17 protein-coding genes are annotated in these 20,008 nt (G+C 71.2%); all 17 read right to left on the bottom strand.

Translation table 11 applies throughout. The features are described 5' to 3' along the window. Nucleotides 1-35 precede the first annotated feature (35 nt). The 17 genes from ACJJV7_RS07225 to carA all read right to left on the bottom strand — a co-directional run bounded on the left by ACJJV7_RS07225 (nt 36) and on the right by carA (nt 19,975). Nucleotides 36-299, bottom strand: a complete 264-nt coding sequence (locus ACJJV7_RS07225; protein WP_405376131.1) for a phosphoribosyl-ATP diphosphatase — start codon at nt 297-299, stop codon at nt 36-38. Beyond that, nucleotides 296-994 carry a ribulose-phosphate 3-epimerase gene (rpe, locus tag ACJJV7_RS07220; RefSeq protein WP_405376133.1) on the bottom strand — a complete coding sequence of 233 codons (699 nt, stop codon included), beginning with the start codon at nt 992-994 and terminating at the stop codon, nt 296-298. The genes ACJJV7_RS07225 and rpe overlap by 4 nt, the downstream gene beginning before the upstream one ends. 66 nt (nt 995-1,060) lie before the next feature. After that, the gene (locus ACJJV7_RS07215; RefSeq protein WP_405376135.1) at nt 1,061-2,416 is read right to left on the bottom strand and encodes an RsmB/NOP family class I SAM-dependent RNA methyltransferase; all 1,356 of its coding nucleotides are present in this window, start codon (nt 2,414-2,416) and stop codon (nt 1,061-1,063) included. Beyond that, nucleotides 2,413-3,345, bottom strand: a complete 933-nt coding sequence (gene fmt / locus ACJJV7_RS07210) for a methionyl-tRNA formyltransferase (protein WP_405376137.1) — start codon at nt 3,343-3,345, stop codon at nt 2,413-2,415. The genes ACJJV7_RS07215 and fmt overlap by 4 nt, the downstream gene beginning before the upstream one ends. Before the next feature lie 8 nt (nt 3,346-3,353). Beyond that, nucleotides 3,354-5,312, bottom strand: a complete 1,959-nt coding sequence (locus ACJJV7_RS07205) for a primosomal protein N' (protein WP_405376139.1) — start codon at nt 5,310-5,312, stop codon at nt 3,354-3,356. A gap of 6 nt (nt 5,313-5,318) precedes the next feature. Further along, entirely contained in the window at nt 5,319-6,512 is a 1,194-nt protein-coding gene (gene metK, locus ACJJV7_RS07200; protein ID WP_405376141.1) for a methionine adenosyltransferase, read from the bottom strand. Between the two features lie 112 nt (nt 6,513-6,624). Continuing rightward, nucleotides 6,625-6,879 (bottom strand): DNA-directed RNA polymerase subunit omega, encoded by a 255-nt coding sequence (gene rpoZ, locus ACJJV7_RS07195; RefSeq protein WP_405376143.1) that lies wholly within the window; start codon nt 6,877-6,879, stop codon nt 6,625-6,627. Nucleotides 6,880-6,993: 114 nt separating this feature from the next. Continuing rightward, the gene (locus ACJJV7_RS07190) at nt 6,994-7,551 is read right to left on the bottom strand and encodes a CoA-binding protein (RefSeq protein ID WP_405376145.1); all 558 of its coding nucleotides are present in this window, start codon (nt 7,549-7,551) and stop codon (nt 6,994-6,996) included. Further along, the gene (locus ACJJV7_RS07185) at nt 7,548-8,885 is read right to left on the bottom strand and encodes an O-acetylhomoserine aminocarboxypropyltransferase/cysteine synthase family protein (protein WP_405376147.1); all 1,338 of its coding nucleotides are present in this window, start codon (nt 8,883-8,885) and stop codon (nt 7,548-7,550) included. Before ACJJV7_RS07185 ends, ACJJV7_RS07190 begins: the two co-directional genes overlap by 4 nt. A gap of 31 nt (nt 8,886-8,916) precedes the next feature. Then, on the bottom strand, nt 8,917-10,953 hold the full coding sequence (gene acs / locus ACJJV7_RS07180; RefSeq protein WP_405376149.1) for an acetate--CoA ligase: 2,037 nt from the start codon (nt 10,951-10,953) through the stop codon (nt 8,917-8,919). Between the two features lie 3 nt (nt 10,954-10,956). Beyond that, nucleotides 10,957-11,781: an ABC transporter permease gene (locus ACJJV7_RS07175; RefSeq protein WP_405376151.1), complete on the bottom strand. Its 825-nt coding sequence runs from the start codon at nt 11,779-11,781 to the stop codon at nt 10,957-10,959. A gap of 2 nt (nt 11,782-11,783) precedes the next feature. Then, nucleotides 11,784-12,824, bottom strand: a complete 1,041-nt coding sequence (locus ACJJV7_RS07170) for an aliphatic sulfonate ABC transporter substrate-binding protein (RefSeq protein ID WP_405376152.1) — start codon at nt 12,822-12,824, stop codon at nt 11,784-11,786. Beyond that, complete coding sequence (locus tag ACJJV7_RS07165) at nt 12,821-13,660, bottom strand: ABC transporter ATP-binding protein (RefSeq protein ID WP_405376154.1); 840 nt, start codon at nt 13,658-13,660, stop codon at nt 12,821-12,823. Before ACJJV7_RS07165 ends, ACJJV7_RS07170 begins: the two co-directional genes overlap by 4 nt. Nucleotides 13,661-13,758: 98 nt before the next feature. Further along, entirely contained in the window at nt 13,759-14,655 is an 897-nt protein-coding gene (gene gmk / locus ACJJV7_RS07160) for a guanylate kinase (RefSeq protein WP_405376156.1), read from the bottom strand. Then, the gene (pyrF, locus tag ACJJV7_RS07155) at nt 14,648-15,511 is read right to left on the bottom strand and encodes an orotidine-5'-phosphate decarboxylase (protein WP_405376158.1); all 864 of its coding nucleotides are present in this window, start codon (nt 15,509-15,511) and stop codon (nt 14,648-14,650) included. Before pyrF ends, gmk begins: the two co-directional genes overlap by 8 nt. Then, the gene (gene carB, locus ACJJV7_RS07150) at nt 15,508-18,795 is read right to left on the bottom strand and encodes a carbamoyl-phosphate synthase large subunit (protein ID WP_405376159.1); all 3,288 of its coding nucleotides are present in this window, start codon (nt 18,793-18,795) and stop codon (nt 15,508-15,510) included. The genes pyrF and carB overlap by 4 nt, the downstream gene beginning before the upstream one ends. Next, nucleotides 18,788-19,975: a glutamine-hydrolyzing carbamoyl-phosphate synthase small subunit gene (gene carA, locus ACJJV7_RS07145; RefSeq protein WP_405376209.1), complete on the bottom strand. Its 1,188-nt coding sequence runs from the start codon at nt 19,973-19,975 to the stop codon at nt 18,788-18,790. Before carA ends, carB begins: the two co-directional genes overlap by 8 nt. Nucleotides 19,976-20,008: the final 33 nt, after the last annotated feature.

The raw sequence follows: 20,008 nt of genomic DNA, 5'->3' as shown, positions 1-20,008 counted from the left end.
CGGGTTGCGAGGAGATGACGGTGAGCGGTGACGGCTCAGAGATGTCGGTAGACGTCCTCGAGGCTGAGCCCCTTCGCGATCATCAGCACCTGCAGGTGGTAGAGCAGCTGGGAGATCTCCTCCGCCGTCTCGGCGTCGGACTGGTACTCCGCCGCCATCCACACCTCAGCAGCCTCTTCGACGATCTTCTTGCCGATCGCGTGGACACCGCGGTCGAGCTGGGCGACCGTCCCCGAACCGTCGGGCCTCGCGGCCGCGGTCTCGGTCAACTCGGAGAACAGTCCGTCGAACGTCTTCACCCCTCCAGGCTACCGGCCCCGGAGGTGCAGGCGTGCGCGGCGGCCGTCGAACGGAGCGCCGCGATCGCGGCACCGGGGTCGCCTGCCCCGAAGACGGCGGATCCGGCGACGAACGTGTCGGCTCCCGCTTCGGCTGCCGCCGCGATCGTGCTCTCGCCGATCCCGCCGTCGACCTGCAGCCAGACCTTCGAGCCGCGCCGCCGAGCCTCTGCCGAGAGCGACCGGAGCTTCGGCATCTGGTCGGCCATGAAGCTCTGACCGCCGAACCCGGGCTCGACGGTCATCACGAGAATCTGATCGAACTCGTCGAGCAGCTCGAACAGACTCTCCACCGGGGTCGCGGGCTTGACCGCCACCCCCGCGCGGGCTCCGATCGCGCGGAGGCGTCGGGCGAGGCGCACCGGGTCGGTCGCAGCCTCGAGGTGGAAGGTCACCGAGGCGGCGCCGATCTCGGCGTACTCGGGGGCGTGGGTGTCGGCATCCGAGATCATGAGGTGCACGTCCAGCGGCACCGGGCTCGTCGCCTGGATGCGCTCCACCATCTGCGGACCGAAGGTCAGGTTCGGGACGAAATGGTTGTCCATCACGTCGACATGCACGAAGTCGGCCGTCGCGATGCGGGCGAGCTCCGCCTGCATGTTCACGAAATCGGCGGCGAGGATGCTCGGGTTGATGCGCACGGTCGAAGAGGCCACGGTGCCATTATCGCGGCTCTCCGCCGAGCGGAACCGCGCGCGGCGCGCACGACCAGCCGAGGGGCCTCAGGTACGACGGAGCAAGGTGATCGACATCGCGTCGGTCCCGTGGCGATGCGGCCAGAGCTGAGCGCGTCCGGAGCCGTCGACCTGATCGGGGAGATCGATCTCGGCGTCACTGATCTCGCGGAGCACGGCGCGCGCGTCGAGCTGCTCGATGCGCCCCTCGAACCGGCGCTCGACGTCGGCCACGACCGCTTTCGTCTCTGCCAGATGAGGCGAGCAGGTGACATAGGCGACGATGCCGCCCGGTGCGAGAGCCTCGATGGCAGCCCCCAGCAGATCGCCCTGGAGCGCCGCGAGCTCGGGGACGTCGCTCGGCATCTTCCGCCAGCGCGCCTCGGGTCGCCGCCGCAGGGCGCCGAGCCCGGTGCAGGGCGCGTCGACGAGGATCCGGTCGTAGCTCCCCCGCGCCGCGCGGGTGCGGCCATCTTCCTCCGACACGGGAACCTCCGCCGGGATCGCCGCGACCGACTGCCGGACGAGCCGGGCACGGACGGCGGAGAGCTCGTTCGCCTCGACGCGCGCCCCTGCGGCGTGAGCCTCGGCGGCGAGCACCGCGGTCTTCCCCCCGGGCGCCGCGCACAGGTCGAGCCACACTTCACCGCTTCGCACCGGCACGGCGCGGGTCAGGGCCAGCGCCGCAAGCTGCGAGCCCTCGTCCTGGACGCGGACGGCGCCCCCGGATGCCGTGATGAGACGCTCCGGATCGCCGCCGCCCCACCGGAAGCCGATCGGCGACTGGGTCGTCCGCTCCGCGCCCTCCGGGATCTGGCCGACCCCCGGCAGTGCGGTCATGGTGACCGACGGTGCGCGATTGTCGGCGGCGAGCAGGTCGGCGAGCTCCTCGCCTCGCCCCTCGGCCACGAGCGCGCGCCGGAGCGCGCGGATGACCCACACCGGATGAGCGTGGCGGAGCGCGAGCCGCTCGTCGTCCGATCGAGCTGTCTCCTCGAGGTGGTCGAGCCACGACTCCTCGCCCCGTTCGGTGACACGCCTCATCACCGCGTTCGCGAAGCCGGTGGCTCGTCGTCCGGCCGCCTGTCGAACGAGTTCGACGGTCTCGTTCACCGCTGCATGCGGGGGAATGCGCGTCGCGAGCACCTGGTGGGTCCCGAGCCGCAGCGCATCGAGCACCGCGGGATCGATCTCGTCGGCCGGTCGGGACGCGGCGGCGCCGATGATGGCGTCGTACGTCCCGATGCGGCGGAGGGTGCCGTAGGTCAGCTCCGTCGCGAGCGCCGCGTCGCCCGACGACAGCTGCGCACGCAGGATCTCGCGGGGCAGCAGGAGGTTGGCGTATGCGTCGGAGGTCCGCACGGCGTGGAGGACGTCGTAGGCGACTTCGCGGGCGGTGGTCATCGGGACTCCTCCGGGAGATCGAACGTCGGCGCGTCGGAGCGCAGCCCCCGCCACCAGTCCGCAGCGGCCATCGCGCCCTTGCCTGCGGGCTGCACCCGGTCGAGAACCACGGTGCCGTCGGAGGTGCCCACCACGACGTCGCGACCGTCGAGCGCGATGGCGCCGGGGGCGAGGCCTGCAGATCCTCCCGCGCGCGCGGCAAGGATCTTGACCCGTAGCCCGTCGAGCGAGGCGTGCGCACCGGGTTCGGGGGTCGTGCCGCGGTACCGGTCGAGCACGCGCACGGCCGGCTGGGTGAAATCGAGGGCGCCGTCGCCGAGCGACAGCTTCGGCGCGAGCGTGGGTTCGCCGGTCTGGGGAACGGCACGGGCGGTCCCGTCGGAGATGGCGTCGACGACCTCCCGCACGAGCACCGCGCCCTCGTCCGCCAGGGCGTCGAGGACGTCGCCGGCCGTGGCATCGGCGGGAACGCTCCACCGGAGCTCGGTGAACACGTCACCGGCGTCGAGCGCGGGAACGAGCTGGAAGACGGCCGCGCCGGTGACCCGGTCGCCCGCGATCAGCGAGTGCTGCACCGGCGCCGCTCCCCGCCACTTCGGCAGCAGCGAGAAGTGCAGGTTGATCCAGCCGTGCGTCGGCGCCGAGAGGAGCGGCTCCCGCACGAGTCCGCCGTACGCGACGATCACGCCGAGGTCGGGCGCCAGGGCGGTGATCGCCGACGTGGCATCCGCATCGAGTCGATCCGTCTTGATCACGGGGATGCCCAGCTGCTCGGCCGCGACCGCCACAGGCGAGGGCGTGAGCACCCGGCGACGGCCGAGGGGGGCATCGCGGCGCGTCACCACACCGACCAGCTCATGGCCCGACGCCGCGAGCGACCGCAGGGAGGGGACGGCCGGTTCGGGTGTTCCGGCGAAAACGACGCGCATCACAGTCCTCACAGATCGAGCTCGGGCACATCGAGCCGAACCTTGAGTGTAGTCCGGGGCGGTGCGCCGGGCCCGCGTCGCCGTCCGCGGACGGCCTCGGCGACGACCGAGGCCCGGAGCTGCTCGGCGACCGTGCGCCCCTGCCCGTAGTCGACCCTGATGAGCGCACGCACGCCGCCGGCCTCGAGCGGCACCGGGCCGAGCACGGCCGCGGGCGTCAGGGCCGGCACCGCCTCCCGCAGGTCGCGGATCGCGGACTCCACCGCCGTCGCCGTGCCCTCGACGGCGGCAACGCGCACGGCCGGCGGCATGAGGAGCGGCGCTCGATCGGCGAGCTCGGCGCGGGCGTAGGCGGCGTGCGTCCAGGTCGCGAGTGCGCGTGCCACCGGTCCCGTCACCCCGACGAGGTGGACGGGGGCGCCGGGGGCCGCGAGAGCTGCGGCGTTGGACCACCAGCGCAGGCATGACTCGCCGATGCGCAGCTGCTCGGCCATGAGCATCTTGTCGCCGTCGAGCAGGATCACCGCCCGGTAGCCGCCGATCGCGGCCGGCTCCGCCCCCCTCGTCGCGATCACCAGCGCGGGCGAGCCGTCGACGGATGCCACGGGGTGATCACCATCGGCGACGATCACCCGCGTGCCCGGGAACGCGCGACCCAGCTCGTCGGCCGTGCGCTCGCTCCCCGATGACGCCATCCGGAAGCGGGTTCCCGCGCAGTTCGCGCATGTCCAGTTCGGCGCGGACCGGCCGCACCAGCCGCAGTCGGGCACCGCTCCCTGGCGGCGGGCCCGGAGCGGTCCGGCGCAGTGCCGACACCGCGCCGGGGTGCGGCATTCCGCGCAGACGAGCACGGGCGAGTATCCGGGCCGGGACACCTGCACGAGCACCGGCCCGTGCAACAGCGCCTCCCGTGCCGCGGCGAACGCGCTCGAGGGCACACGCGCACCGCGCGACTCGGCCTCGTGCGTGGCCGAGAGCACCACGCGAGGGCTCGGCCGGCGGGAGGCCGGGATCTCGCGCACCCAGCCGAGCTGCACCAGACGCTCGACATCGGTCGTGCGCGTGTGGCCGGCGAGGATCAGCGCGGATCCTTCGAGCTCCTGACGCACGAGGGCAGCGTCCCGCGCGTGCACGCCCGGGCTCAGAGGCTCGGAGAGCAGCGGATCGCCGTCGTCCCAGACGATCACGGCGCCGACGTCGTGGGCCGGCGCGTAGACCGTCGACCGGTTGCCCACGACGATGCACGGCGCCTCGCCCAGACGCCGGAGATAGGACGCGTACCGCTCCGGTCCGGGCCGGCGCGCATCGTCGCGGAGCACGGCGTCTCCCGGCACGAGAGTCGCGAGCGCGTCGAGCACCTGGGACTGGTCGCGATGGTCCGGGACGACGATCACCGTGCTCCTCCCCTGGGCGAGGAGGTCGGTCGCGATCGCCGCGAGAAGATCGGCCCACGCGCCGCGAGCAGCGCCCGGCGCGGGGCGCGGCGGTGCGTCGATCGCGATCCGCTCCCCCGCGTGCACCGCTTCGATGAGGCCGGGGAACGGCGCGAGCAGCGAAGCGGCGGACGCCGCGGCATCCGCGGTCACAGACGGAACCGGCGGGGCCTCACCCGCGAGCCACGCCTTCTCGGCGCGCACCATGCGCTTCGGGATCGCCAGCCTGAGGACGTCCGTCGCCGCTCCGGCAGCCCGATCGGCCACCTTGCGAGCGAGCGCGTAGAGCTCGGGAGGGAGGGCCTGCACCGGTGAGACCACATCGGCGAGGTCCGACAGCGGGCGCCCGCCGGGCTCGGCCTCGCCCAGCTCGATCAGCCAGCCCTCGACGACGCGTCCCGCCGTGCGCAGCGGCACCTTGACCCGCACCCCGGGCGCCGCGGCCGCCACCAGCTCCGCAGGGATCGCGTAATCGAACAGCCGATCGAGCTGCGGCAGCGGGGAATCGATCAGCACCCGTGCGACGGGAGGCACGGCCGATCAGAGCCCGGCGGCGGTCCGAAGCGCGTCGACCCGGTCGGTGCGCTCCCACGTGAAGTCGGGCAGCTCGCGTCCGAAGTGCCCGTACGCCGCCGTCTGCGCGTAGATCGGGCGCAGGAGGTCGAGGTCGTCGATGATCGCCTGCGGACGGAGGTCGAACACATCGCGGATCGCCGTGGTGATCGCATCGTCCGACACGTGACCGGTGCCGAAAGTCTCGACGTACAGCCCCACCGGTGCCGCCCGCCCGATGGCGTAGGCGACCTGCACCTCGAGGCGGTCGGCCAGCCCGGCCGCGACCGCGTTCTTGGCGACCCAGCGCATGGCGTAGGCGGCGGACCGGTCGACCTTCGAGGGGTCCTTGCCGCTGAAGGCGCCACCGCCGTGACGGGCCGCGCCGCCGTAGGTGTCGATGATGATCTTCCGGCCGGTGAGGCCGGCGTCGCCCTTGGGGCCGCCGACGACGAAGGGACCGGCGGGGTTGATGACGTAGCGGACCCCGGACGCGTCGAGACCCGTCTCTGCCAGTACCGGATCGATGACCTCGGCCTGAACGGCGGCGCGGAGAGCGGCGAGCGAGATGTCGGGCTGGTGCTGGGTCGACAGCACGACGGTGTCGACCGTCCGAGGGACGGTGCCGTCGTAGCCGAGGGTCACCTGCGTCTTGCCGTCGGGACGGAGGAACGGCAGAGCGCCGGAGCGCCGGGCCTCGGCGAGCCGCTCGGAGAGGCGGTGCGCCGTCCAGATGGCGGTCGGCATGTACTGCGGCGTCTCGTTGGTCGCGTACCCGAACATGATGCCCTGGTCACCGGCGCCCAGCGCGTCGACAGGGTCGATGGAGCCGCCCTCGCGGTGCTCTAGCGCGTTGTCGACACCCGCGGCGATGTCACCCGACTGCTCGCCGATCGAGACCGTCACACCGCACGAGTCGCCGTCGAAGCCGGTCTCGGACGAAGTGTAGCCGATGCCGTTGACGACGCGGCGGACGATCCCCGGGATGTCGACGTAGCCGTCGGTGCGCACTTCGCCCGCCACGTGCACCAGGCCGGTGGTCACGAGCGTCTCCACGGCGACGCGGCTACCCCGGTCGACGGCGAGAAGCGCATCGAGGATGCTGTCGGAGATCTGGTCGCAGATCTTGTCGGGGTGACCTTCGGTCACCGATTCCGACGTGAACAGACGCAGCGAGGTCATCGGTCCTCCATGAGGGCGAGCGGGGATGAAACCATCATGCCCGCGGTCCCCGACACGGGGGACACACGGGCATGACGATGACGCCGTGTGGCGTCAGGAGTTCAGCGCGAGATCACTCGGCGGGACGAAGGCGGAGCTTGTCCTCGTGGATCTCGTGCAGCGCGATCGTGAGGGGCTTGTCCTCGACGTTCGAGTCGACCAGCGGGCCGACGTTGTCGAAGAGGTTTCCCTCGTGGAGGTCGGAGTAGTAGTCGTTGATCTGACGCGCGCGCTTCGATGCGTAGATGACGAGCTGGTACTTGGAGTCGACCTTCTCGAGCAGTGCGTCGATGGGCGGGTCGATGATGCCCTGGTCACGATTGGCCATGGTGGTCCTCCAGGATCGTTGAGGGGAGAAGTCTGCCCGGCTGCGAGCGATCGCGGCACGGCATCCCCTCAGTCTACAGGTCGCGTCGGCGCCTCGCGGCGCCCGCGCCGCGCATCAGCGGCTGAGCAGCTGCCGTTTCGAGCTGAGCACACCCGTGTCGAAGCCGGCGAGGTGGAGCCCGCCGTGGAAGCGGGCGTGCTCGATCTTCACGCAGCGGTCCATGACGACGGACAATCCGGCGTCGGCCGCGATCCTCGCCGCGCCCTCGTGCCACGACCCCAGCTGCAGCCACAGCGTGGTCGCGCCGACGTCGACGGCCTCCTGCGCGACGCCGGGGAGGTCGTCGTGCTTGCGGAACACGTCGACGATGTCGGGCACGACCGGCAGTTCGGCGAGCGAGGCGTACGCGGGCTGGCCGAGGATCTCGGTCGCGCGCGGGTTGACGTAGTACACGTCGTAGGGCGAGCTCCCCCGCAGATACGTCGACACGAAGTAGCTCGCGCGCGCCGGATTGTCGGAGGCGCCGACGATCGCGATGGAACGCGCACGCCGGAGGATCTCGAAGCGTTCACGAGGCCCCGCGGCCGGCCAGGTGCGCGCGGCGTGGGCTGCGGGAAGGGCTGCGGGGAGCGCGCACGCCACGCCGTCGGAGGATGCTGTCGCGTCGGTCATCGGCTCAGTCCTGTCGCTGCGGTGAGGGCCTGGTCGAGGTCCCACACGATGTCCTCGGGATCTTCGAGACCGACCGAGATGCGGATGAGGTCGGCGGGCACGCCCGCGGCGGCGAGCTGATCGGCGCTCAGCTGCTGGTGGGTCGTCGAGGCCGGGTGGATCACCAGGGTGCGCGCATCACCGATGTTCGCGAGGTGCGACGCGAGCTGCAGCGCATCGATCACCGCCTCCCCCGCACGCCTGCCTGCGGCGACCCGTTCGGCATCCGTGTCGCCTTCTTCGCCGGCCTTCACGCCGAAGGCGAAGACGGAACCGGGGCCGAGCGGCAGGTACTTCTGCGCGCGGGCATGGTGCGGGTGGCCGGGCAGCCCCGCCCACGTGACGAAGGACACCCGCGGATCGGAACCCAGCCACTCCGCGACGATGCGCGCATTCGAGAGGTGGGCGTCGATGCGCTGGGGCAGGGTCTCGACGCCCTGTAGGAGGAGGAAGGCGGAGTGCGGGCTCAGGGCGGCGCCGATGTCGCGGAGCTGCTCGCTGCGGAGCTTCGTCAGGAACCCGTACTCGCCGAAGTTGTCCCACCATCTGATCCCGCCGTACGACGAGACCGGCTCGGTCATCTGAGGGAACTTGCCGTTGCCCCAGTCGAACGTGCCCTTCTCCACGACGACGCCGCCGAGGGTGGTGCCGTGCCCGCCGAGGAACTTCGTGACCGAGTGGATCACGATGTCGGCGCCGTGCTCGAGCGGCCTGGTCAGGTACGGCGTCGCGAGCGTGGAGTCGACGACGAGCGGGATGCCGGCCGCGTGGGCGACGTCGGCGAGCCCCTCGATGTCGGCGATCTCACCGGACGGGTTGCCGATCGTCTCGACGTAGAGCACTTTCGTCTCGGGCCGGATGGCCGCGGCGAAGTCGGCCGGATCGGTCGACGCGACGAAGGTGGTCTCGACGCCGAACCGGCGGAGCGTGACGTCGAGCTGCGTGACCGTCCCGCCGTAGAGCTGGGCCGACGCCACGACGTGGTCGCCGACGCCGACGAGAGCGGCGAAGGTGATGAACTCCGCGCTCATCCCGGATGCCGTCGCGACGGCGCCGATGCCCCCCTCGAGCGAAGCGAGGCGCTCCTCGAGAGCGGCCACCGTCGGGTTGCCGATGCGGGAGTAGATGTTGCCGTACTTCTGCAGGGCGAAAAGATTCGCGGCATCGGTCGCGTCGTCGAACACGAAGGACGACGTCTGGTAGATCGGCACGGCGCGGGCGCCGGTCGCAGCGTCGGGAGTGCCACCCGCGTGCAGCGCGCGCGTGCGGAAGCCGAATCGGTGCTCTTCAGTCATGGTCTCTCTCCGGAGCGGGGCGGATGGTTTCTCACGCGGCAGCCAGCGCGGCGGCGATGCGCGCGACGGCCTCGGGGTTCTGGAGCGACGTCGTGTCGCCGAGCGGGGCGGGCTCGCGGCCGGCCCGGCGGTCCTGCTCAGCCTCCCACAGCTGCCCCAGCAGCCGGCGGAGGATCTTGCCGGAGCGGGTCTTGGGGAGGTCGGGCACCACGATGACGTGCCGCGGTTTCGCCACGGCGCCGATCTCGCGCGCGACGTGAGCTCTGAGGGTCGTCGCGTCGGGATCGCCGAGACCGGACGGCACGACGAACGCCGCGACGGCGTGCCCGGTCACCGGGTCGAGGACGCCGGTCGTGCCGGCCTCACCCACGGAGCCGTGGGCGACCAGGGCGGACTCGATCTCGATGGTCGACAGCCGATGCCCCGAGACGTTCACGACGTCGTCGAGCCGGCCGAGGATCCAGATGTGCCCGTCGGCATCACGCGTCGCACCGTCGCCGGCGACGTAATAGCCGCCGTGCTCGCCGTGGCCGGCGTAGGTCGACCAGTAGGAGTCGCGGTACCGCTCGGGGTTTCCCCAGACCGTCCGCGCCATCCCCGGCCAGGGACGGCGGACGACGAGTGTGCCCGAACGACCGGGTTCGACCTCGCGACCCGCCGGGTCGACGACGGCGGCGTCGATCCCCGGCAGCGGAAGAGTCGCCGACCCGGGCTTGAGGGTCGTGACGCCGGGCAGCGGCGCGATCATGGCCGCGCCCGTCTCGGACTGCCACCACGTGTCGACAACGGGCACCTCATCACGGCCGAAGTTGCGACGGAACCAGACCCAGGCCGCGGGATTGATCGCCTCGCCGACGGTTCCGAGCAGCCGGATGCTCGACAGGTCGTGACCGGCGGGCAGCGCGTCTCCGAACCAGGTCATGAACGTCCGGATGAGGGTGGGGGCCGTGTAGTACACCGTGACGCCGTAGCGCTCGATGATCTCCAGATGCCGCTCGCGGTGCGGCGCGTCGGGAGTGCCTTCGTAGATCACCTGGGTAAGCCCGTTTGAGAGCGGACCGTAGATCTCGTAGGTGTGCGCCGTCACCCAGGCGAGGTCGGCGGTGCACCAGTGGACGTCGTCGGGCTTTGCGTCGAAGTGGGCCCAGTGCGACCAGCAGGCCTGCGTGAGGTATCCGCCGGAGGTGTGGACGAGTCCCTTCGGTTTTCCTGTGGTGCCGGACGTGTAGATGATGAAGAGCGGATGCTCGGCGCCGAAGCTCTGCGCCTCGTGCACCGGGGGCGCGGTGTCCACGACGTCGTGCCACCAGACGTCCCGACCCTCTGTCCAGGCGACGTCCTGCCCGGTGCGGCGGACCACGAGAACGTGTTCGACGTCTGGCAACCCGGCGACGGCGGCATCCGCCGTGGATTTCACCTCCACCGCTCCCCCGCGGCGGAACTGACCGTCTGTCGTCACGAGGAGCTTCGCGCCGGTGTCCAGGGTCCGGAAGCGGACAGCTTCGGCAGAGAATCCCCCGAACACGAGGGAATGCACGGCGCCGATGCGGGCGCATGCGAGGGCGATCACCACGGTCTCCACCAGGACGGGGAGGTAGACGACCACGCGGTCGCCTGCTCCGATGCCGAGCGACAGGAGGCCGTTGGCCGCCTGCGAGACGCGCCGCTGCAGATCGGCGTAGGTGACCGTGACGCGGTCGCCCGGCTCACCCTCGAAATGGAGGGCGACCTTCTCGCCGCGGCCAGCGGCGACGTGGCGGTCGACGCAGTTGACGGCGACGTTCAGCGACCCGCCGACGAACCAGCGCGCAGCGGGGACGGAGAGCTCGCCGCGTGCCGACCTGATCGGTGGCTCCCATTCGAGAGCGGTGTCCCAGGCCCCCGTCCAGTCGAGGCGGCGCGCGGCAGCCTCCCAGAACGCCGTCGGGTCACCGGCCGCGCGGGCGTAGGCGTCCGCGCCGACGTTCGCCTGGGCGGCGAAGCTCTCCGGTGCCGGATAGGTGCGATTCTCGACGAGGCGGAGCTCGTCGGCCGCGCGTGCCGGCACCGATTCGGGGAGCGAGCCCATGCGTCAGGCCCACTTCCGCAGCAGCCGGCGCTGCACGACGGTGACCAGCGCGTTCGAGAGCGCGCCCAGCACCGCGAGGAGCACGATCGCAAGGAAGATGCGGTCGACACGGCCGGTCTGACGAGAGTCGTCGAGGAGGAACCCCAGGCCCATCGACGCGCCGAGGAGTTCTGCGGCGACGAGGAAGAGCCACGACTGCGCGAGGGCGAGCCGCAGTCCGGAGATGAGAGGCGGCACCGTTGCGGGCAGCTGGACCGTCCGGAACAGCTGCCACCCGCGGAGCCCGAAGGAGCGTCCCATCTCGACCAGATGGGGGTCGACGTGGCGGAGCGCTCCCGCGACGGTCGTGAAGACGGGGAAGAAGGCGCCGATCGCGACGAGCGTGACCTTCGAATGCTCCCCGACGCCCATCCACAGGAGCAGCAGCGGCACGAGGGCGAGGGACGGAATCGCCCGGAACGCCGCCAGGATCGGGCTCAGCAGCACGTCGCCCGACCGGGTGAGGCCGACCACCGCGGCTACGGCGAGCCCGATGACGGCGCCGATCGCGAACCCGATGACGACGCGCTGGACCGAGATCGCGACATGGCGCCACAGCGCCCCGTCGTCGGCGAGCTGCGCCGCCGCGTTCACCACATCGACCGGCGCGGGAAGCCGGTACGTCGGGATCAGGCCGAATCCGGTCACCGCCTGCCACAGCGCGACCACGGCGATCGGCACGACGAGACCGCCGATCACCCGGACGCTCGTGCGCGACCAGAACGGCCGCACCGCCGCGGCGCCGGTGGGCGCAGCGGCGGTGTCGGTCGCCCGTGCGGGAGCGGTCATCCTCAGCCCGCGGCCTTCTCGGCGAACGTCGGGTTGATGATCGTCTCGAGCGCCGCGTCGACGGCGGCCTGTCCGCCGGTGACGGCGTCGGAGGCGACGAGCACGGGCGCGATCTTCTCGAGAACCGCGAGCTGGTCATCTCCCGGGATGCCGCTCACGTCGAGGTTGGAGCGCTCGGCGATGACGGTGGTCGCGACCGCGGTGTCGATGCCGGCGACGTCGGCGAGGAGGGCGGCGGTCTCCTCGGGGTTGTCGAGAGCCCAGGCGCGCGCCTCCTCGTACGCGTCGACGACGACCTGCGCCACGTCGGCGTGGTCGGTGGTGAACTCCTCGGTGGCGTTGAGGAAGCCATAGGAGTTGAAGTCGACGTTCCGGTAGACGAGCGTGTCGCCCGACTCGACCTCGGCCGCTCCCATGATGGGGTCGAGCCCGGCCCATGCGTCGACCGAGCCGCCGTCGAGGGCCGTGCGACCGTCGGCGTGCTGGAGGTTCTGGATCTCGACATCGGAGACGGTGAGTCCCGCGGTCTCGAGGGCCTGCAGCAGGAAGAAGTACGGGTCGGTGCCGGTGGTCGCCGCGATGGTCTTGCCCTTGAGGTCGGCGACCGACGTGATGTCGCTGTCCGGTCCGACGACCAGAGCCGACCACTCCGGCTGGGAGTAGACGTCGATGACCTGGATGGGCGACCCGTTGGCGCGGGCGAGGAGGGCGGCAGAACCCGCCGTCGAACCGACGTCGAGGGATCCGGCGCGGAGGAGCTCGTTCGCCTTGTTGGAGCCGGCGGACTGGATCCACTCGATGTCGACGTCGTCGCCGAGCGCCTTCTCGAGGAGTCCCTGGTCCTTCACGACGAGGCTGAGCGGGTTGTAGGTGGCGAAGTCGATCGACAGCGTGTCGGTCGACCACTGCCCCGCGCCATCCGCGGCATCCGCGTCGCCCGAGGTGGAGCTTGCGTTCTCGCCGGCGAGACAGCCGGTCGCCATGAGCATCACCACTCCCGCCACGGCGATCGTGGGGATGGTGCGGCGGATGACGGTGCTCATCGGGTCTCCTGAGGGGTTGAGCGGTGGGTGGCGACGCCGAGTCCGTCGAGGAGCTCGGCGCGCAGGTCCGTGAAGCCGTGATCGGCACGGTCGCGGGGTCGGATGCCGGGGACGTCGATCACGCGGGCGATCGAGGAGTCCTCGGAGTCGGGGCCGAGGGCGCGCAGCTGGAGCACGCGGTCGGCGAGGTACAGCGCCTCTTCGACGTCATGGGTCACGAGGACGACGGTCGTGGGCTCGGCGGAGTGGATGTCGAGGAGCAGATCCTGCATCCGGAGGCGGGTGAGGGCGTCGAGGGCGCCGAAAGGCTCGTCGAGGAGGAGGACCTCGGGGCCTCGGGCGAGAGCGCGGGCGAGCGAGGCGCGCTGCGCCATGCCGCCCGACACCTCGCGCGGACGCTGGTGCGACGCGGCGGTGAGCCCGACGAGGTCGAGCAGCTCGGACACGCGCGATCGCACTCCGGCGCGCGCGGTGCCGCGCGGCATCCCGAGCTCGACGTTCTCGGCGATCGAGCGCCACGGCAGGAGGCGGGGCTCCTGGAAGGCGACGGCCGTGCGGTCGTCGGTGTCGCCGACTGCCGCGCCGTCGACGGTCACCGAACCCGTCGTGGGAGTGTCGAGGCCGGCGAGCAGGCGCAGCAGCGTCGACTTGCCGCACCCCGACGGGCCGACGACGGCCACGATCTCACCCGCAGCGAGGTCGAGGTCGATTCCGCGGAGCACCGGGACCGGACCCTGCGCTCCGGCGAACGTGCGTCCGACGTTCGACAGCGCGACAGAGCCGCGGATGCCGGGAGCCGTGCGGGCGGCATCGGAGACGGCGAGGGTGGCGGACATGGCTCCAGCATCGCCGAGGTGCCACGATCCGCGTCATCGGTCGTAACGGTGTGAAACGTGGCGACCCGCGAGACCGCCCCGACGCCCCGGGAGGGCCGTCAGTGAGCGAGCCGCGCGATCTCGCCGGCCGCGCGGGCGACCTCGTCGTTGACGACGCGGTAGTCGAACTCGCCCTGCGAGGCGAGCTCGCCCCGCGCGGTCCGCAGCCGTCGTGCACGCTCCTCCGCATCCTCCGTGCCGCGACCGACGAGCCGGTTCACGAGCTCGTCCCAGCTCGGCGGGAGGAGGAAGATGAGGGTCGCGTCCGGCGCGGCCGCCCGCACCTGACGGGCGCCCTGCAGGTCGATCTCCAGCAGGACGGTGCGCCCCGCCGCGAGCGCGTCGTCGATCGGACGCCGAGGGGTGCCGTAGCGGTACGCGTTGTGCACGGTGGCGTACTCGAGGAGCTCGTCGGCGGCGACGAGGCGGTCGAACTCGGCGTCGTCCACGAAGAAGTAGTGCTCGCCCTCGACCTCGCCGGGCCGGGCCGGGCGCGTCGTCGCCGACACCGAGAGGAGGATCTCGGGATGATGCTCCTTGATGTGCGCGGCGACCGTGCCCTTGCCGACCGCGGTGGGGCCCGCGAGCACGAGGAGGCGGCTGCGGCCGCCCCGCGCCGATGGCTCGGGAAGCCGGCCGTCGAGGAACCCCTGCAGCGCCTCGCGCTGACGCACTCCGAGCCCGCCGATCTTCTTCACCGGGGAGATCGCGAGCTCGGCGAGGATCCGGTCGCGCTTGCCCTCGCCGATCGCCGGGATCGCCGTCAGAAACTCCGTGACCCGCATGGCCGCGGCCGCCGAGTCCGGCTCCGCCCACGCTCGCCGGAGGAGGTCCTGCGGGCTGATCACCCGGGTCGACACGTCGCGCTTCAACGATGCGCGCTCTCGTCGGGCGGCGACGGCCCGACGGGATGCCGCGGCGCGGTCGACCTCGGGAGGGGTGCGGGAATCAGGCATTCAAGGCTTCCAGAAGGTCGGAGTTGTGGCTGTCGATAGCGGCGGCGATCCCCTCAGGACCGGCGCCGAGGATGCTGCGGCTCGCGCTGGCGAGCACCTGGGGGGCGAGCGCGCCGAACAGGCCGCGGATGTCGGTGAGGCGGGCGCCCTGCGCGCCGAAGCCGGGAGCGAGCAGGGCCGCGCCGCGGAGCGCCTCGTCGCTGAGTCCGAGCGCGACGCGATCGACGGTCGCGCCGACCACGAAGCCCACGGGCCCGAATCGGTCGGAGCCGACGACGGCGGAGGAGTTGACCGCACCGGCCCGGCGGGCGACCCAGTCGGCGACGCTCTGGCCGTCATCGGCGTCGACGACGGTGAGCTCCGCCGATTGCAGACCGGCCGCTTCGGGGTTGCTCGTCGCCGCGAGGACGAAGAGCCCCTTCTCCTCCCGCACGGCTGTCGCGACGGTCCCCCGGAGCGAGTCGGGGCCCAGGTAGGGGCTCACGGTGACGGCATCCGATTCGAGGGGTGAACCGCTCGCCAGCCACGCCTCTGCATAGCCGTCCATCGTGGAGCCGATGTCGCCACGCTTCGCGTCCGCGATCACGACGAGGCCGGCGGCCCGCGCCGCGGCGAGGACCTCCTCGAGCGCGGCGAAGCCCGCCGACCCGAAGCGCTCGAAGAACGCGACCTGCGGCTTGACGACGCCGACACGGCCCGCCGCGGCCTCGACCACGCGCAGCCCGAATTCTCGGACACCGGATGCCGTGGCATCCAGCCCCCACGCGCTCAGCAGCGACCCGTGCGGGTCGATGCCGACGCACAGCTGGCCGCGGGCGTCGACCGCCGCGGCCAGCCGCGCACCGAATGAGGTCACACCCGCGCCTTCCGGTCGAGGGCGTACTCCTGGAGGCTCTTGACGGCGAAGCCCTCGCGGAGCACCGGCATCGCCGAGACGGCGGCCCCGAGCACGGCCATGGTCGTGAACAGCGCCTTGTCGCCGGCCACCGCCGCCGCGCGGATCTCGTAGCCGTCGGCACGGGCCATGCCGCCCGAGGGCGTGTTCACGACGATGTCGATCTCGCCGGCGTTGATCAGGTCGACGACGTTCGCCTGGCCCGATTCCTGCGTCTCGGAGTACTTGGCGACGGTCTCGACTCGGATGCCGTTGCGCGCGAGGATCTCCGCGGTGCCCTCCGTCGCGATGAGCCGGAACCCGAGCTCCTGGAGCCGGTGCGCCGGCAGAATGACGGCGCGCTTGTCATCGTCGGCCACAGAGAGGAAGACCGTCCCCGAGGTCGGCATGCCGCCGTACGCCGCGGCCTGGCTCTTCGCGAACGCCGTCGGGAAGTCGCGGTCGATGCCCATGACCTCACCGGTCGAGCGCATCTCGGGCCCGAGGACCGAGTCGACGGTCCGGCCGTCGGCCGTCCGGAACCGCTTGAACGGAAGGACCGCCTCCTTGACGGCGACCGGCGAGTCGAGCGGCACACGCGAGCCGTCGCCCGCGGGGAGCATCCCCTCGGCGATGAGCTCGGCGATGCTCGTGCCCGCCATGATCCGGCTCGCGGCCTTCGCCATCGGGATCCCCAGGGCCTTCGAGACGAACGGCACCGTGCGCGACGCGCGGGGGTTCGCCTCGATGACGTAGAGGACGCCCGCCGAGACCGCGAACTGCACGTTCAGGAGCCCGCGGACGCCGACGCCCTCGGCGATCGCGTGCGTCGCGATGCGCACGCGATCGATCTCGCCCCGGCCGAGGGACATCGGCGGGAGGGTGCACGACGAGTCGCCGGAATGGATGCCGGCCTCCTCGAGGTGCTCCATGACACCGCCGATGTAGAGCTGCTCGCCGTCGAAGAGCGCGTCGACGTCGATCTCGACGGCGTCATCGAGGAACCGGTCGACGAGCAGGGGCGCATCGTCGCGGATGATCGCCTGATCGGCGATGCGGACGAAGTAGTCGCGGAGGCTCTCGGTGTCGTACACGATCTCCATGCCGCGGCCGCCGAGCACGAAGCTCGGGCGGACCAGCACGGGGTACCCGATCTCCTCGGCGATCGCGACGGCACCCGCCTCGTCGGTCGCCGTACCGTGCCGGGGCGCCGTGAGGCCGGCCCGGTCGAGCAGCTGCGAGAAGAGCTCACGCTCCTCGGCGATGTCGATCGCGGCGGGCTTGGTCCCGAGGATCGTGTAGCCGGCGGCCTCGATCCCCTTGGCGAGGCCCAGCGGGGTCTGACCGCCCAGCTGGCAGATGACGCCGACGATCTCGCCGGACTTCGCCTCGGCGTGCAGCACCTCGAGGACGTCCTCGAGGGTCAGCGGCTCGAAGTAGAGCCGGTCGCTCGTGTCGTAGTCGGTGGAGACGGTCTCGGGGTTGCAGTTGACCATGATGGTCTCGAAACCGGCATCCGACAGCGCGAACGACGCGTGGACGCAGGAGTAGTCGAACTCGACACCCTGACCGATCCGGTTCGGGCCCGACCCGATGATGACGACCTTGCGGCGGTCGCTCGGGGTGACCTCGGTCTCGGTGTCGTAGGACGAGTAGTGGTACGGCGTGAGAGCGGGGAACTCCCCCGCGCACGTGTCGACCGTCTTGTAGACGGGGCGGAGCGCGAAGCCGTAGCGGACCTCGCGCACGTGCTCCTCGGTCAGCCCGCGCAGCCCGGCGATCTGCGCATCGCTGAAGCCGTGGTCCTTCGCGATGCGAAGCGTGGCGGCATCGAGCTCGGCGGCGTCCGCGACGAAATCGGCGACCTCGTTGATGAGGATCATCTGGTCGAGGAACCACGGGTCGATCTTCGTGGCCTCGAAGGCCTGCTCGAGCGTGGCGCCCTTGCGGAGCGCCTGCTGCAGGACGACGATGCGGCCGTCGGTGGGGACCTTCGAGATCTCGAGGAGCTCCTCCATCGACCGGTCCTCGCGGCCCCAGTGGAAGCTGGAGCCGCGCTTCTCGAGCGAACGGAGCGCCTTCTGGAGGGCGGTGGCGTAGTTGCGCCCGATCGCCATCGCCTCGCCGACCGACTTCATGGTGGTCGTGAGGGTGGTGTCCGCGGCGGGGAACTTCTCGAAGTTGAACCGCGGCACCTTCACGACGACATAGTCGAGCGTCGGCTCGAAGCTCGCCGGCGTCACCTTCGTGATGTCGTTGGGGATCTCGTCGAGGCGGTAGCCGATTGCGAGCTTCGCGGCGATCTTCGCGATCGGGAACCCGGTCGCCTTCGAGGCCAGTGCCGACGAGCGCGACACCCGCGGGTTCATCTCGATCACGATGATGCGGCCCGTCTCCGGGTCGACCGCGAACTGGATGTTGCAGCCGCCGGTGTCGACGCCGACCGCCCGGATGATGTCGATGCCGATGTCGCGCATCTTCTGGTACTCGCGGTCGGTCAGCGTGAGCGCGGGGGCCACGGTGATCGAGTCGCCGGTGTGGACGCCGACCGGGTCGACGTTCTCGATGGAGCAGACGACGACCGTGTTGTCGGCGGTGTCGCGCATGAGCTCGAGCTCGTACTCCTTCCAGCCGAGGATCGACTCCTCGAGGAGGACCTCGGTCGTCGGCGAGTCCTTCAGGCCCGCACCGGCGATCCGACGGAGGTCCGACTCGTTGTAGGCGAAACCGGATCCCAGGCCGCCCATCGTGAAGGAGGGACGGACGACAAGGGGGTAGCCGAGCTCCTCGGCGCCGGCGATCACCTCGTCCATCGTGTGGCAGATGCGACTGTCGGCAACGTCGGCACCCGAGTCGATCACGAGCTGCTTGAAGATCTGGCGATCCTCGCCCTTGTTGATCGCCTCGAAGTTGGCGCCGATCAGCTCGATGTCGTACTTCTCGAGGATGCCGTGGTTGTGGAGGTCGATCGCCGCGTTCAGGGCGGTCTGGCCACCAAGCGTCGGAAGGATCGCGTCGGGGCGCTCCTTCGCGATGATCGTCTCGATCACCTGCCAGGTGATCGGCTCGACGTAGGTCGCGTCGGCGAAGTCAGGGTCGGTCATGATCGTCGCCGGGTTCGAGTTGACGAGGATGACGCGCACGCCCTCCTCGCGGAGCACCCGGCAGGCCTGCGTGCCGGAGTAGTCGAACTCGCACGCCTGGCCGATGACGATGGGGCCGGAGCCGATGACGAGGACGCTCGTGATGTCGTCGCGCTTAGGCATTCTTCTTCCCTGCGTCCTTCTGTGCGTTCTGGGCGATGGTCGCGACGACGAGGTCGCGGAAACGGTCGAACAGGTAGTTCGCGTCGTGGGGGCCGGCAGCGGCCTCGGGGTGGTACTGCACGCTGAAGGCAGGCAGATCGAGGGCGCGGATCCCCTCCACGACGTTGTCGTTGAGGCCGACGTGGCTCACTTCGACCCGGCCGTAGCCGTTCGGGCTGTCGATGACCCCCTCGGTCGGGGCATCGACGGCGAAGCCGTGGTTGTGCGCGGTGATCTCGACGCGACCGGTCGTCTTGTCGAGCACCGGCTGGTTGATCCCGCGGTGCCCGAACGGGAGCTTGTAGGTGCCGAACCCGAGAGCGCGGCCGAAGAGCTGGTTACCGAAGCAGATGCCGAAGAACGGCAGCCCTCGGTCGAGAACCTCTCGCAGGAGGGCGACATGACGATCGGATGCCGCCGGGTCGCCGGGGCCGTTGGAGTAGAACACCGCGACAGGATCGATCGAGAGGACGTCCTCGATGGTCGTGGACTGCGGCAGCACGTGCACCTCGAAGCCCCGCCCGGCGAGATTGTTCACGGTGGCCTGCTTCACCCCGAGGTCGAGGATCGCGAGGTTGCCGATGCGCTCGCCGACCGCGGGCGTGACCTCTGCCGCGGGGACGGACACCTCGGCCGACAGGTTCCGGCCGCTCATCGCGGGCGCGTCGCGCACCATCCGGAGCTGCTCGTCGTCGGTGAGCGCCGCGGCATCCCCGGAGAAGACTCCCCCGCGCATCGAGCCGGCCGAGCGCAGCGCGCGCGTGACCGCACGGGTGTCGATGCCGCTGATCCCGACGATCCCGTCGCGGACGAGGGCGTCTTCGAGCGAGTGGTCGGCACGCCAGTTCGACACGACGCGCGACGGGTCGCGGACGACGTAGCCCGACACCCAGATGCGACGGGACTCGTCGTCCTCGCCGTTCATTCCGGTGTTGCCGATGTGGGGCGCCGTCTGGAGCACGATCTGACCGGCGTAGGAGGGATCGGTGATCGTCTCCTGGTAGCCGGTCATACCGGTCGAGAAGACGACCTCGCCGAGCGTGGTGCCGCGGGCACCGTAAGCACGGCCGGGGTGGCGGGTGCCGTCTTCGAGGACGAGCACGGCGGGTTCGGGGGCCTGGAATCTTGCGGTGAGGCTCATGAGTCGCTTCCGGGGGTGTGCGTGGGGGGCGGG

This window comes from Microbacterium sp. Ld4, from assembly GCF_045066555.1.
Lineage (GTDB): Bacteria > Actinomycetota > Actinomycetes > Actinomycetales > Microbacteriaceae > Microbacterium.
Note: the sequence above shows the minus strand (reverse complement) of the source record. Positions and strands in the feature narration are given on the sequence as shown.

What these genes read in the sequence shown, in the direction of transcription:
- ACJJV7_RS07175 (WP_405376151.1), bottom strand. Translation starts at nt 11,781, where the DNA reads ATGACCGCTCCCGCACGGGCGACCGACACCGCCGCTGCGCCCACCGGC.
- metK (WP_405376141.1), bottom strand. Translation starts at nt 6,512, where the DNA reads ATGACCTCGCTGCGTCTGTTCACGTCGGAATCGGTGACCGAAGGTCAC.
- carB (WP_405376159.1), bottom strand. Translation starts at nt 18,795, where the DNA reads ATGCCTAAGCGCGACGACATCACGAGCGTCCTCGTCATCGGCTCCGGC.
- ACJJV7_RS07170 (WP_405376152.1), bottom strand. Translation starts at nt 12,824, where the DNA reads ATGAGCACCGTCATCCGCCGCACCATCCCCACGATCGCCGTGGCGGGA.
- ACJJV7_RS07215 (WP_405376135.1), bottom strand. Translation starts at nt 2,416, where the DNA reads ATGACCACCGCCCGCGAAGTCGCCTACGACGTCCTCCACGCCGTGCGG.
- ACJJV7_RS07185 (WP_405376147.1), bottom strand. Translation starts at nt 8,885, where the DNA reads ATGACTGAAGAGCACCGATTCGGCTTCCGCACGCGCGCGCTGCACGCG.
- ACJJV7_RS07165 (WP_405376154.1), bottom strand. Translation starts at nt 13,660, where the DNA reads ATGTCCGCCACCCTCGCCGTCTCCGATGCCGCCCGCACGGCTCCCGGC.
- fmt (WP_405376137.1), bottom strand. Translation starts at nt 3,345, where the DNA reads ATGCGCGTCGTTTTCGCCGGAACACCCGAACCGGCCGTCCCCTCCCTG.
- ACJJV7_RS07190 (WP_405376145.1), bottom strand. Translation starts at nt 7,551, where the DNA reads ATGACCGACGCGACAGCATCCTCCGACGGCGTGGCGTGCGCGCTCCCC.
- acs (WP_405376149.1), bottom strand. Translation starts at nt 10,953, where the DNA reads ATGGGCTCGCTCCCCGAATCGGTGCCGGCACGCGCGGCCGACGAGCTC.
- carA (WP_405376209.1), bottom strand. Translation starts at nt 19,975, where the DNA reads ATGAGCCTCACCGCAAGATTCCAGGCCCCCGAACCCGCCGTGCTCGTC.
- rpoZ (WP_405376143.1), bottom strand. Translation starts at nt 6,879, where the DNA reads ATGGCCAATCGTGACCAGGGCATCATCGACCCGCCCATCGACGCACTG.
- gmk (WP_405376156.1), bottom strand. Translation starts at nt 14,655, where the DNA reads ATGCCTGATTCCCGCACCCCTCCCGAGGTCGACCGCGCCGCGGCATCC.